The organism is Sphingorhabdus wooponensis, assembly GCF_003933235.1.
Lineage (GTDB): Bacteria > Pseudomonadota > Alphaproteobacteria > Sphingomonadales > Sphingomonadaceae > Sphingorhabdus_B > Sphingorhabdus_B wooponensis.
The window spans coordinates 71,588-83,879 of record NZ_RWJI01000001.1; the positions used below are offsets into that span (position 1 = coordinate 71,588).

Genomic DNA, 12,292 nt, shown 5'->3' on the forward strand with positions numbered 1-12,292 from the left:
TTTAATCGCGCAATTAAATGCGGAGAGAGGAATCAGCCCATGAGCACACCAAGCCCGCAGGAACTCGCCACCTTTGAAAAGCAATGCGACGCGTGGTTCTCCGAAAATACGGTGCGCGATCCCGGCTTCATGCTGCCTTTGACCTTCATGGAAGTGTCGACCGATCAGCAGTTTGATTTTCTGCGGGATTGGCAACGCAAAGTTTACGAAGCAGGCTATTTCGGCATGTCTTGGCCCACCGAATATGGCGGCTATGGCATGCATCCCGAATATCAGCGTATCGCCACGCGGATCATGAAAAACCATGATGCACCTATCATGCTGAACGCGATTGCCAATGGTTGGACGGGGCCCTTGTTGCTCGACATTGGCCGTGAGGAGGATAAGCGCCGCTTCATCAAGCCTATGCTGTCTGCCGAAGAAATCTGGTGTCAGGGCTTTTCGGAACCGGAGCATGGGTCGGATCTTGGTAGCGCGCAAACCAAAGCGGTCCGTGATGGCGACGAATATGTCATCAATGGCTCCAAAATCTGGACATCTTTGGGCGATCGCGCAGATTATATGATCCTACTCGCGCGCACGTCGAATGACGGACCAAGCAAATATGCAGGGCTTTCGTTCTTCTTAGCGCCGATGAAAATTCCCGGTGTTGAAACGCGGCGGTTGAAGAAACTTACCGGCGAATATGGCTTCACCCAATGCTTTTTCACTGACGCGCGCATCCCGGCATCGGGCCTTGTTGGCGAAGAGGGCCAAGGCTGGATGGTCGCGATGAAGACGTTGGAATATGAACGCGGCGCGAAGGTGAACCCTGTTGGTGGCTATTTCGTTAAAGAAATGGACGTGATGGGCGTGATTGATATGGCGCGCTCGGCAAAGCGGGGCGGTAAACCCGTGCTGGATGATCCGGTCATGCGCGACAAGCTCGTGGATTATATGATCGAGATTCAGGCGCTGAACCTCAACAACCAACGCCGCCGCATGGCACCGCTGACCAGTGATCGTCCCATGGGGCTGGCGTTGATGAACAAGTTGGCACGCACCGAGTTAGTGCGGGAACTGACGGAATTTTCGCTGCAGTTTCAGGGCACGCGCGCGGGCTATTATGTTGGTGACGAAAATGCAGTCGATGACGGCTATTGGCACCGGTCGTATCTCAACAGCTTTTCCGCCACCATTGGTGGCGGCACGAGCCAGATTCAGAAGAATATCATCGGCGAACATGTGCTTGGCCTCCCCAAAGGCCGGTGAGCATTTAAGAATGTGTTAGCCCCGAGCCTGCAGAAGGGCGCGTCTCCACCGGGCACAGTCATTGCCTGACAAGTGACCTTCAACTGAGCGCGGGGTTATGGTTGTTGTTTAGGAGAGTATGCATGTCCGAAGTCCTAACTCAAACGCAGGACGGTGTCCTGATCATCACCATCAACCGGCCCGAGGCCAAGAACGCGGTTAACCAGGCTGTCGCCCAAGGTATCGCTGCGGCCATGGAGCAGTTGGATAACGATAAAAGCTTGAACGCGGGTATCATCACCGGCGCTGGCGGCACTTTCTGCTCGGGCATGGATCTGAAGGCTTTTCTGCGCGGGGAGCTACCTAGCATCAAGGGCAAGGGCTTTGCAGGCTTTATTGAGTCTCCACCGGCCAAGCCGTTAATTGGTGCGGTAGAGGGCTATGCGCTGGCTGGCGGCATGGAAATTGCAATTGCGTGCGACCTTTTGGTGGCGAATGACAAGGCGCAGTTTGGTATCCCTGAGGTGAAGCGCAGCCTTGTGGCTGCTGCTGGCGGTTTGCTGACGCTGCCATCAATCATCGGCAAGCGCATGGCGATGGAACTGGCGCTGACAGGTGATTTTATCTCTGCGCAGCGAGCATATGAAATGGGCTTTGTGAACCGCGTGACGGACGGCGCCGCCATTGATGCCGCGCTTGAACTTGCTGCCAAAGTAGCCGCCAATGGACCGCTTGCACTGATTGCGACGAAGCGCGTTATCAACGAGCGCCCCGACTGGAATTCTTCGGAAATATGGAAGAAGCAGAACGAGATTTGCGCGCCTGTTTTTGCGTCGAAGGACTCACGCGAAGGCGCGTTGGCCTTTGCCGAAAAGCGTAAACCGAATTGGCAGGGGGAATAACATGGGCCATCCAACCGTTCACGCCGCCGCAAATCCTCAAAAACCCGCCGTCATCATGGCGGGGTCCGGCGAGACCATATCATACAAGCAACTGGATGAACGTTCCAACCAGTGCGCCCATTTATTTCGGTCGCTGGGACTGGAGCATGGCGATACATTGGCAATTTGCCTCGAAAACCGCGCTGAATTTTTTGATCTTGTCTGGGGCGCGCAGCGGGCGGGCTTGATCTATGTGGCGATTAGCTCCCGTCTTACGGCGTCCGAAATCGATTATATCCTGAAGGACAGCGGGTCGAAGGCTTTGTTCGCCTCGCCTTATCTTGGTGCGGTGCTGGACCAGATTGAAAGCCCGGTGACGCGTTTCATCCTTGGTGGCGCTCATGCCGGGTGGCATAATTACGCCGCTGCAGTTGCCGATATGCCCATCACGCCGGTGGCCGATGAGCGCGCGGGTACTGACATGTTGTACAGTTCCGGCACTACGGGGCAACCGAAGGGTATTCGCTTTCCGTTGCCCGAAGACGCCAATATTGCCGCCCCCAATGTCCTTGCTGGCCTTGCCATGATGGCCTTCAAATTTTCGGGTGATAGTGTCTATTTGTCGCCAGCGCCGCTTTATCATGCCGCTCCCTTGCGCTGGTGTGCGGCGGTGCATCGCCTTGGCGGCACGGTCGTGGTGATGGAGAAATTCGATCCTGAAGCGGCTTTGGCGGCTATCGAGACCTATAAAATTACCGCCAGCCAATGGGTGCCAACGCATTTTGCACGCATGCTGAAGTTGCCCGAAGAAGTGCGCGCTAAATATGATGTGTCCAGTCTGGAAACAGCAGTCCATGCTGCCGCACCATGTCCTGTGCCCATTAAGGAGGCAATGATTGACTGGTGGGGCCCTGTATTGCGCGAATATTACGCCGGAACCGAGGGGCAGGGAATCACCTTCATCTCCAGCGAGGAGTGGCTGACTCATAAAGGTTCTGTTGGCCGAGCGTTGAACGCCACGATGCATATATGCGATGAAGAAGGTGACGATGTGCCCGTTGGCCAAGAAGGAACCGTGTTCTTCGAAAGCGCGGCATCATTCAGCTACCATAATGATCCTGATAAAACCAAAGGTGCGACCAATAAGCATGGCTGGACCACATTGGGCGATGTTGGACGGCTGGATGAAGAGGGTTATCTTTATCTCACCGACCGAAAAAGCTTCATGATCATTTCGGGCGGCGTGAACATTTACCCGCAGGAGATCGAAAACCATCTCCTCACGCATCCCCGCGTGCGCGACGTTGCCGTCATCGGCGGCCCGCATGACGAAATGGGCGAAGAGGTTATCGCCGTGGTGCAGCCACTCGATATGGCCGACGCTGGCGATGATTTGCGTGATGAACTGACCGCTTATGCGAGGGAGAAGCTATCGGGTATTAAAATCCCGCGCCGCATTGATTTCCGTGAAGAGCTTCCGCGTCACGATACTGGGAAACTATACAAGCGCCTGCTGCGCGATGAATATTGGGCAAAGCAGGACAAAGCGTCAACTTAAGGCTATAACGCCAAAGACTCATCAGGAGATAGACAATGACCACGCAATATAAAAATCTGATCAACGGCGAGCTGGTGGATAATGGCAAATGGATTGATGTCGTGAATCCAGCGACCGAGCAGGTCATTGGCCAAGTACCCGATTGCGGTCAGGCAGATCTTGACAAGGCGGTTGCCGCTGCGCGTGCTGCGTTTCAGACATGGAAGAAAACAAGCGTCGAGGAACGCCGCGCTTTGTTCGCAAAAATGGCAGAGGTGATCAAGACGAACAGCGATGAGCTGATGCGTTTGCTTACCGCTGAACAGGGCAAGCCGCATATGCAGGCGGGCAGTGAAATAGCCGGCTGCGTGGGTATGACGCGCGCTTTGCCAATGCTGAATTTGGAAGAGAAGATCACGGAGGACAGCGACAAGCGTCTCAGCCGTACCCGTCGTGTGCCTGTTGGCGTGGTGGGCGGTATAGTGCCGTGGAACTTCCCTGTGTTGATGGCAATCCAGAAGATTGTGCCTGCCTTATTGTCCGGCTGCACAATGGTGCTCAAGCCATCGCCGTTCACGCCGTTGGCGACGTTGCGCTTGGCCGAACTGGTTGCGGGCGTGTTCCCGCCCGGCGTGCTGAATATCATTACAGGCGGCGACGCGCTTGGTCCATTGCTCACCGCGCATCCTGACATCGATAAGATCACCTTCACGGGTTCAACGGCCACGGGCAAGCGCGTAATGGAGTCCGCGTCGAAGGATTTGAAACGCATCACGCTTGAACTGGGCGGTAATGACGCCGCAATTGTTCTGCCCGATGCCGATGTCAGCAAGGTTGCGGAAAAGCTGTTTTGGGCAAGCTTTTACAATGCAGGCCAAGTCTGCATTGCGGCCAAGCGTATCTATATTCACGAAGATATATATGACGAATTGTCGGGTGCGATTGCCGCCTATGCCAAGGCAGTTAAGGTTGGCGATGGCGCTGAACAGGGAACCGCAATTGGCCCCATTCAGAACAAGCCACAGTATAAGCGCGTGTTGGAACTTATTCAGGACGCGAAGGACAAGGGATATAAATTCCTCGCTGGTGGCGATCATGACCCATCGATCCCCGGCTATTTTGTGCCCGTCACAGTGCTGGATAATCCGCCCGAAGACGCGCGGATTGTAGCAGAGGAACAATTTGGCCCCGTCATGCCGTTGATGAAATTTTCAACAATTAATGAAGTTATCAGCCGCGCCAACGCGTCCGACTATGGACTTGCCGGATCTATCTGGACCAGCAATCCAGAAGCCGCTGTGGAGGTTGCCGAGCAATTGGAAACCGGCACGGTCTGGATTAACGAATCCATGCACCTTGCCCCCAACGCGCCTTTTGCCGGACATAAGCAGTCTGGTTTCGGTGCAGAATTGGGTGAGGAAGGTTTGCTTGAGTTCACCTATCCGCAAGTGATCACGATAGCCCGCGAAGCGGCCTAAACTTAAACCCTCCCCATCGGTTAAAGATGGGGAGGGCCTTGACTCTCCCCCTTCAAAGTTTAATCGTCTGATTAAATTTCGAACAAGAGGAGAGTGAAAATGGCAGACGCCTATATTGTGGATGCGGTCCGTACCGCAGGTGGCCGTCGCGGCGGTAAGCTTGCGGGTGTGCATCCGGTGGATTTGGGTGCTGCGGTTCTCGATTCTATTGCCGACCGCAATGATTTCGACCCTGCGGCGATTGAAGACGTTATCATGGGCTGCGTCATGCAAGGGGGCGAGCAAGCAGGTGACGTTGGCCGCAACATCGTGCTGGCCTCACGCCTTCCGAACTCTATCCCTTCGGTCAGCATTGACCGCCAATGCGGATCATCACAACAGTCGATGATGTTTGCCGCGCAAGGTGTTATGTCCGGTACGCAGGACATTGTCCTTGCCGCGGGTATCGAGAGCATGACGCGCGTGCCGATGGGCTCGACATCGATGCTGTTCAAAAAAGAAGGTATGGGCACTTACAAAAGTCCGCGTTTGGAGGAAGCCTATCCCGGCATCATGTTCAGCCAGTTCATGGGCGCTGAAATGCTGGTGAAGAAATATGGCTTTACCCGCGAAGATCTTGATCAGTTTGCTTTGGAATCGCATCAAAAGGCGATTGCCGCGACGCAAAGCGGTGCATTTGCCAATGAAATCGTCGGCATAGAAGTCGATACGCCAGAGGGCAAAATTGTCCACAATAGCGATGAAGGTATCCGCTTTGACGCGACCTTTGAAAGCCTGTCGGGCGTTAAGTTGCTACAGGAAGGCGGCTCGATCACTGCTGCCAATGCCAGCCAGATTTGCGATGGTGCATCGGCGGTTCTCATCGTGTCGGAAAAGGCGTTGAAAGAACATGGCCTGACCCCGCGCGCGCGGATCGTCAACCTGACAGTGACGGCGGGCGACCCGGTTATCATGCTGGAAGAACCATTGTTCGCAACCGACCGCGCGTTTCAGCGTTCGGGTATGAAAATTTCGGACATTGATTTGTATGAAGTAAACGAAGCGTTCGCGCCGGTGCCTTTGGCATGGCTTAAGCACATTGGTGGCGATCGTTCGAAGATCAACGTTCATGGCGGGGCGATTGCCTTGGGTCACCCGCTGGGTGCATCAGGAACGAAGTTGATGGCGACCTTATTGAATGCGCTGGAAGCACGCGGTGGGCGTTATGGTCTGCAAACGATGTGCGAAGGCGGCGGTCAGGCCAACGTTACGATTATTGAGCGGGTTTAACACCCCACCATCCACACGTTCAGAGTGACGATGTATATTTCGGAGATTTAAGAATATGAAATTGGATTCAACAGTCGCAGCAGTCGTCACCGGCGGCGCATCTGGCCTTGGCGAAGCAACCGCACGGGCGCTCGCCGCCAAGGGTGTAAAGGTCGCGATTTTCGATCTTCAAGCCGAAAAGGGCGAAGCATTGGCCGCAGAAATCGGTGGTGTGTTTTGCAACGTCAATGTCACCAGCGACGAAAGCGTTGACGCTGGCTTTGCCAAGGCACGCGCGGTGCACGGTCAGGAACGTATCTTGGTGAACTGCGCGGGCACGGGTAACGCTGCCAAAACGGCTAGCCGTTCGAAGGAAGACGGTTCGATCAAGCATTTTCCGCTCGACGCCTTTGACCGTATTATTCAAATCAATCTCGTTGGCACGTTCCGCTGCATCGCCAAGTCGGCAGCGGGTATGTTGACGCTTGAGCCAATAGAAGATGGCGAACGCGGTGCGATGGTAAACACCGCATCGGTTGCGGCTGAAGATGGTCAAATGGGTCAAGCGGCTTATTCGGCATCCAAGGGCGGCGTTGTTGGTATGACCTTGCCAATCGCGCGCGATTTGATGAGCGAAGGCATTCGCGTCAACACTATCTTGCCGGGCATTTTCAACACGCCGTTGATGAATGGTGCGCCGCAAGCCGTGAAAGATGCACTTGCGGCATCTGTGCCTTTCCCCAAGCGCCTTGGCCATCCGGAGGAATTCGCGCAAGTCGCCATGACAATGATTGAATGTGGATATTTCAACGGCGAAGACGTGCGTATCGACGGTGCTATCCGCATGGCGCCACGGTAAACGCAACGCATTCTGTTCGTGTCGCGCATCGTTGAGACATTTTGAGGTCGTGGACGACTGAGAGATGTCTAGACTGGGCGCGACACGGATAGATTATAGGGTGTGTTGGAACCTATTATAGAGGTGTGCAAGTGATGACCGAATTCACCCAAATCCAATATGCGGTCGCTGACGGCATCGCCACGATCACGATGCATCGTCCCGAAAAAATGAATGCATTTACCAATGTTATGATGCGCGAGATGTGCACGGCATTTGATTTGGTCGACGCAGATGATGCTGTGCGTGCTGTCATCGTTACGGGATCGGGTGAACGCGCTTTTTGTGCCGGCGCGGATCTTACGCCGGAGGCGGGCGGCGATGTGTTTGCTAGCCGATCGGAGGTGGAATCGCTTTCGGACGAGCGGGTGCGCGACTCTGGCGGGCGTCTGACGCTACGAATTTTCCAATGCAAAAAACCGGTTATCGGCGCAATCAATGGCGCCGCGGTGGGCATTGGCGCGACCATGCAATTGCCAATGGATTTTCGTTTGGCGAGCGACAATGCGCGCTTCGGCTTTGTCTTTGCCCGGCGCGGGATTGTGCCAGAGGCGGCCTCTAGTTGGTTTCTGCCCCGCTTGGTAGGCATGCAGCAGGCGTTGGAATGGTGTATGACGGGTAGGGTGTTTAACGCCGCGGAGGCCTTAAACGGTGGCCTTGTCCGCTCTGTTCATGCGCCCACCGAATTGATGGATGCGGCGCGGATGCTGGCGCGTGAGATTGCCGATAACACAGCGCCTGTATCTATTGCTCTGACGCGCGCTATGCTGTGGCGTCTGTCCGCTGCCGACCACCCAATGTCCGCACATGCGATTGATAGTCGGGCCATTTACCGCCGTTCGCGTTCCGGCGATGCGAAAGAGGGTATCGCCAGCTTTTTGGAAAAGCGTGCCCCAGATTATCCCGATAAAGTTTCCGCAGACTTACCAGACTTCTTCCCATGGTGGGACGAACCTGTCTATAAGTAACCTCACGCAAAGGGGGTGCGGACACCAATGGCAACAACAGGACCAAGACTGGCGAGCGATACATCCGATGGCAACAATGCGCGCGATCAATTGATCGAGGCAGCCAGCCAGATCATGCGCGAAGGTGACACGATTGACCTGTCGCTGTCCGAACTGTCGCTGCGTGCTGGGCTCAACAGCGCTTTGGTCAAATATTATTTTGGCAATAAAAACGGCCTAATGCTGGCGTTGCTTGATCGTGACATGGGCAATATCGTGCAAAGCTTGGGAGCTTTGGTCGCCAAAGACATGCAGCCTGCCGACAAATTGCGTATCCATATTGGCGCTGTAATCGACACTTATCATGCCTTTCCCTATCTCAACCGCCTGTTAATGCGCATGGTCCGCGACAGCGCCCCTGCTGAAGCGGCGCGCATTGCGGAATTGTATCTCAAGCCGATTTCGAACGTCTATGAAGTGCTTATTGCGCAAGGCATAAAAGCCGGTAAATTCCGCAAAACCGACCCGCAATTTTTCTACTTCACGGTAACTGGCGCGGCCGACCGTTTCTATTCATCGCGGTTGGTGCTGCGCCATTGTTACAATCAGGATGATTTTGACGAGAATATGCGCGATGCCTATCGCGAGCATACCATTGACCTGATCATGCGCGGACTGCTGGTTTAGGTTTATCCTTCCCCAAAGAGACAGGGGCTTACATCCCTAACGCGGCCTTAATTTCGTCTCCATCGGCATCCAGCATCGGCGGATGGGCATAATTGGACACAGGCGTCCCCGCATAATGCACGGGATGTTTCATCGACCGGTATTTACCAAGGTCCGGCGATTCCCGTTCTTCAAAAAAGCCGACATCAGCCAAATGTGGATCGGCCAGCACGTCGGCCATGCGGTTATACTTCATTGCTGGAATGTCATGCTGTGCTAACAGGTCAAGCCATTCGGCGGTGGTTCGCGTCGCGCTCACTTCTTCGATCAACGCATATAATTCGCCTGTGTGCTTGGTGCGTTCCTGATAGGTCGAAAAGCGCGGGTCATCGAAGACATTGGGCCGTCCACCCAGTTCAAAAAATGTGGCCCATTGCCGGTCATTATAAGGGACGATGGCAATGAAGCTGTCTTTGGTCGGGTAGGGCCGGCGACGCGGGTTGACCGAGCGTGTGTAGCCCATACGGCCATTGCCGGGGACGAAGGTTTCGCCCCACAGGTTTTCGACCATGTTGAACCAAGTGAAGCATTCAAACATCGGTACTTGAACAAACTGCCCACCTTGGCCCCCTGCGCGGCCAAGCAATGCTGCCATTGTGGCGTTGGCCGCGAACAGACCGCTGACCTTATCTGCGACAAGGCTTGGGGAATAAGTTGGTCGCCCGCCATCGCGCTGTTCGCTTAATGCGGCAAAGCCGGAGGCGGCCTGGATGAGGTCGTCATAGGCCTGCCGCTCCCCATAAGCACCGCCCGCACCAAAGCCCGCGCAATGCACATATACGATGTTGGGGTTGATAGCCTTCACGGCCTCATACCCAAAACCAAGTCGCTCGACGCCTGCCATGCGGACATTATGGATGAACACATCGGCCTCTTCCAACAAAGCTTCGAGCACGGCTTTGTCCTCAGGCTTTTTGATGTTGAGGTTAATGGCTTTTTTATTGCGGTTGAGCGCAGTGAAAATCGGACCATGTTGTTTGGTGGGCGAATCGCCGCCATGGCGCATCATGTCGCCAGGGGTGTTGCCCTCGCTATTTTCGATTTTGATTACTTCGGCACCTAAATCGGCTAATTGCACAGTAGCATAAGGCCCAAGCACGACGGTGGCCATATCCACAACCTTAATGCCCTTCAAAGGTCCGGTTGGTTCTGTGTCCCATGTCAATTTCGGCCATTTCGCCATGTGCGCTCTCCTTATTCCTTGCATAGCCTGCTAGCATATTTAAGCGTGCAGTTAAGAGATAATCGGGAGAGCAACATGAGCAATTTTGACGCGGGCGCGCCAGTAATCATCGGTGTAGGCGAAGCGAGCCGCAAGACCGTGGCTGGCGAATGGCCAGCTCCACGTGATTTGGCCGGCGCCGCAATCAAGGCAGCCCTTGGCGATACGGGGCAGCCGCAAGCCATCGCTGCCGCGATTCACACCATCGCCGCCATTCGGACCTTTGAGGATAGCGGTGTCAGCCTTGGTACAGGCTCTCCCGATAATACGCCCGAGGCCTTTGGCGCCGCGGGCGGGATCAGTGCCCAGCGTTTGATCTATGCCGATGTCGGCGGCCAAAGCCCGCAGGCGATGTTGAACGAGCTGGCCGGGGACATAAGGCGAGGTGCGTGCAGTCTGGCGGTGCTTGTTGCAGCAGAGGCTACGGGCACGGCCAAGCGTGCCCGCAAGGCGGGCATATCATTAGACTGGGGTTTGGCGTCGGACACGCCGTTCGATAACCGCCTGTCTACCTTTCCTATTTTGAGCCGTACCGAAATCCGCCATGGCATCATTTCCATGCCGCTGGCTTACAGTCTGATTGAAAATGCACGACGTATAGAAATTGGCCTCGATGGAGAGGCCTATGCCCGCGAGATGGCGGCCTTATGGTCTGCCTTTTCGGTGAAAGCCGCAACGCGCACCCATGCGCAGTTCCCCGGTTTACGATCCCCGGAGGCACTGCAGAGTGACGACAATGGCAATTATCCGCTAACCGACATTTACCGCCGCTGGCATGTCGCGCAAGACGCGGTCGACTTGGGCGGCGCGGTTATCCTGACCAGCGCAGGCAAGGCCCGCGAATTGGGCGTACCGCAAGATAAATGGGTGTGGTTGGCGGGCGCAGCCGAAGCAGCAGAGCCACCCTTGTCCGAACGCGCGGTCATTCACCGTTCCGCTGCGTTAGATTTTGCGATCACTGCTGCACTTAACCAAGCCGGTCTTGCGTCCGCTGACCTTGGCCCGGTGGACATTTATAGTTGCTTTCCCTGTGCGGTATTCGCGGCGGTGGACAGTATGCAAGATGCAGGCCGAGCGTTAGGCGACTATACGCTCACCGGCGGACTCAGCTTCTTTGGCGGCCCGGGCAATGGCTATGGCAACTATAACATCGCCGCGATGGTTGACGCGTTGCGCCGTGACGGAACTAAGCCAGCTTTGGTCACGGCCAATGGCGGCGTGATGTCGAAGCAGGCGGTCGGGATTTACGCGGCAACGCAGCCGCGGGTAGCGTGGTCCGGCGATGCGGTGAATGGCTATGCGCCAACGCCGCTGGCGCTTGACGATGCGCCCCAAGGCAAAGCGCGGGTGCTCAGCTTTGTGCGATCAGCGGGCAAGGACGGTTTCGGTGCGGCAACATTGTTGCTGGAAACCGAAGGCGGCGCGCGCGCCATGGCGGTGATGGATGGGCCAGTGGATGCTGACCTTAGCAACGCGGTCGTTCAGGTCACCGCGGGTGAAAAACGTCATAGTGCGACATTTATCTGATAATCTGTGGTTCATCCTGCCGCGTATATGATATGCCGCTCGCGTGATCCGGAGAAAATCGATGCATATATGTAAACTGGTCGCCTTTGCCTCTCCTTTGACATTGGTTGCTGCGTGCGGCCAAGTGGATAATATCCCAAAGCCGCTAACCGAAAAACAGAGCGCGGTCTTGATGAAAGAACTGAACGGCAAGGTCGCTGGCAAGCCGGTAAATTGCATTAGCGACTTTAACGGCACCAATACCATCCGCGTAAGTGACAATATCTTGCTCTACCGTGTGTCAGGCCGTTTGGTGTACCAAAACAATTTGCGATCCGCATGCAGCGGACTATCGCGTGACGATGACATCATCGTGTCCGAACAATTTGGCAGCCAAAAATGCAAAGGCGATCTCATCCGCCTCGTGGACAGGACCACCGGCATGACTGGCGGCGTGTGCAGCCTTGGGGAATTTGTTCCTTATCGTTCGGAGAAGACGACAGGCTAGTTGGATTGTCTATGATAAGTGGTTCTTGTTCAGGGACCATGGCTGCACACTTGCGACTTCGCCTCTGGGCTGGCAAAGGAGCGCTTCTAACCGCAGTTGAAAGCAAATAAT

Annotated in this window: 11 protein-coding genes; 10 read left to right on the plus strand and 1 reads right to left on the minus strand. The window is 55.3% G+C overall.

Annotated elements, in window-relative coordinates:
• Positions 1 to 39 precede the first annotated feature (39 nt).
• The 8 genes from D7D48_RS00370 (at position 40) to D7D48_RS00405 (ending at position 8,906) form a co-directional block, all read left to right on the plus strand.
• Positions 40 to 1,251 (plus strand): acyl-CoA dehydrogenase family protein, encoded by a 1,212-nt coding sequence (locus D7D48_RS00370; RefSeq protein WP_125229422.1) that lies wholly within the window; start codon positions 40 to 42, stop codon positions 1,249 to 1,251.
• Between the two features lie 122 nt (positions 1,252 to 1,373).
• Entirely contained in the window at positions 1,374 to 2,132 is a 759-nt protein-coding gene (locus D7D48_RS00375; protein WP_125229423.1) for a crotonase/enoyl-CoA hydratase family protein, read from the plus strand.
• A gap of 1 nt (position 2,133) precedes the next feature.
• Complete coding sequence (locus D7D48_RS00380; protein WP_125229424.1) at positions 2,134 to 3,669, plus strand: acyl-CoA synthetase; 1,536 nt, start codon at positions 2,134 to 2,136, stop codon at positions 3,667 to 3,669.
• A 35-nt stretch (positions 3,670 to 3,704) separates the two neighbouring features.
• On the plus strand, positions 3,705 to 5,126 hold the full coding sequence (locus D7D48_RS00385) for an aldehyde dehydrogenase family protein (RefSeq protein WP_125229425.1): 1,422 nt from the start codon (positions 3,705 to 3,707) through the stop codon (positions 5,124 to 5,126).
• Positions 5,127 to 5,225: 99 nt separating this feature from the next.
• Positions 5,226 to 6,395 (plus strand): acetyl-CoA C-acetyltransferase, encoded by a 1,170-nt coding sequence (locus D7D48_RS00390; RefSeq protein ID WP_125229426.1) that lies wholly within the window; start codon positions 5,226 to 5,228, stop codon positions 6,393 to 6,395.
• 55 nt (positions 6,396 to 6,450) lie between these two features.
• Positions 6,451 to 7,233 (plus strand): SDR family NAD(P)-dependent oxidoreductase, encoded by a 783-nt coding sequence (locus D7D48_RS00395; protein WP_125229427.1) that lies wholly within the window; start codon positions 6,451 to 6,453, stop codon positions 7,231 to 7,233.
• 134 nt (positions 7,234 to 7,367) lie between these two features.
• Complete coding sequence (locus D7D48_RS00400; RefSeq protein WP_125229428.1) at positions 7,368 to 8,240, plus strand: crotonase/enoyl-CoA hydratase family protein; 873 nt, start codon at positions 7,368 to 7,370, stop codon at positions 8,238 to 8,240.
• Positions 8,241 to 8,267: 27 nt separating this feature from the next.
• Entirely contained in the window at positions 8,268 to 8,906 is a 639-nt protein-coding gene (locus D7D48_RS00405; RefSeq protein WP_125229429.1) for a TetR family transcriptional regulator, read from the plus strand.
• Positions 8,907 to 8,934: 28 nt separating this feature from the next.
• Here D7D48_RS00405 and D7D48_RS00410 read toward each other — a convergent pair whose 3' ends face one another.
• Positions 8,935 to 10,128, minus strand: coding sequence for a CaiB/BaiF CoA transferase family protein (locus D7D48_RS00410; protein ID WP_125229430.1), 1,194 nt, complete (start codon positions 10,126 to 10,128; stop codon positions 8,935 to 8,937).
• Between the two features lie 75 nt (positions 10,129 to 10,203).
• On the opposite strand from D7D48_RS00410, the gene D7D48_RS00415 reads away from it, so the two are divergent.
• Together D7D48_RS00415 and D7D48_RS00420 are read left to right on the plus strand one after the other, a co-directional pair.
• Entirely contained in the window at positions 10,204 to 11,694 is a 1,491-nt protein-coding gene (locus D7D48_RS00415) for a hypothetical protein (RefSeq protein ID WP_125229431.1), read from the plus strand.
• A 61-nt stretch (positions 11,695 to 11,755) separates the two neighbouring features.
• The gene (locus D7D48_RS00420) at positions 11,756 to 12,181 is read left to right on the plus strand and encodes a hypothetical protein (protein ID WP_245964284.1); all 426 of its coding nucleotides are present in this window, start codon (positions 11,756 to 11,758) and stop codon (positions 12,179 to 12,181) included.
• Positions 12,182 to 12,292 lie beyond the last annotated feature (111 nt).

Excerpts from the sequence above, each read along its gene's own strand:
- D7D48_RS00390 (WP_125229426.1), top strand. The coding sequence starts at position 5,226 with ATGGCAGACGCCTATATTGTGGATGCGGTCCGTACCGCAGGTGGCCGT.
- D7D48_RS00380 (WP_125229424.1), top strand. The coding sequence starts at position 2,134 with ATGGGCCATCCAACCGTTCACGCCGCCGCAAATCCTCAAAAACCCGCC.
- D7D48_RS00420 (WP_245964284.1), top strand. The coding sequence starts at position 11,756 with ATGCATATATGTAAACTGGTCGCCTTTGCCTCTCCTTTGACATTGGTT.
- D7D48_RS00370 (WP_125229422.1), top strand. The coding sequence starts at position 40 with ATGAGCACACCAAGCCCGCAGGAACTCGCCACCTTTGAAAAGCAATGC.
- D7D48_RS00395 (WP_125229427.1), top strand. The coding sequence starts at position 6,451 with ATGAAATTGGATTCAACAGTCGCAGCAGTCGTCACCGGCGGCGCATCT.
- D7D48_RS00410 (WP_125229430.1), bottom strand. The coding sequence starts at position 10,128 with ATGGCGAAATGGCCGAAATTGACATGGGACACAGAACCAACCGGACCT.
- D7D48_RS00400 (WP_125229428.1), top strand. The coding sequence starts at position 7,368 with ATGACCGAATTCACCCAAATCCAATATGCGGTCGCTGACGGCATCGCC.
- D7D48_RS00405 (WP_125229429.1), top strand. The coding sequence starts at position 8,268 with ATGGCAACAACAGGACCAAGACTGGCGAGCGATACATCCGATGGCAAC.
- D7D48_RS00385 (WP_125229425.1), top strand. The coding sequence starts at position 3,705 with ATGACCACGCAATATAAAAATCTGATCAACGGCGAGCTGGTGGATAAT.
- D7D48_RS00375 (WP_125229423.1), top strand. The coding sequence starts at position 1,374 with ATGTCCGAAGTCCTAACTCAAACGCAGGACGGTGTCCTGATCATCACC.
- D7D48_RS00415 (WP_125229431.1), top strand. The coding sequence starts at position 10,204 with ATGAGCAATTTTGACGCGGGCGCGCCAGTAATCATCGGTGTAGGCGAA.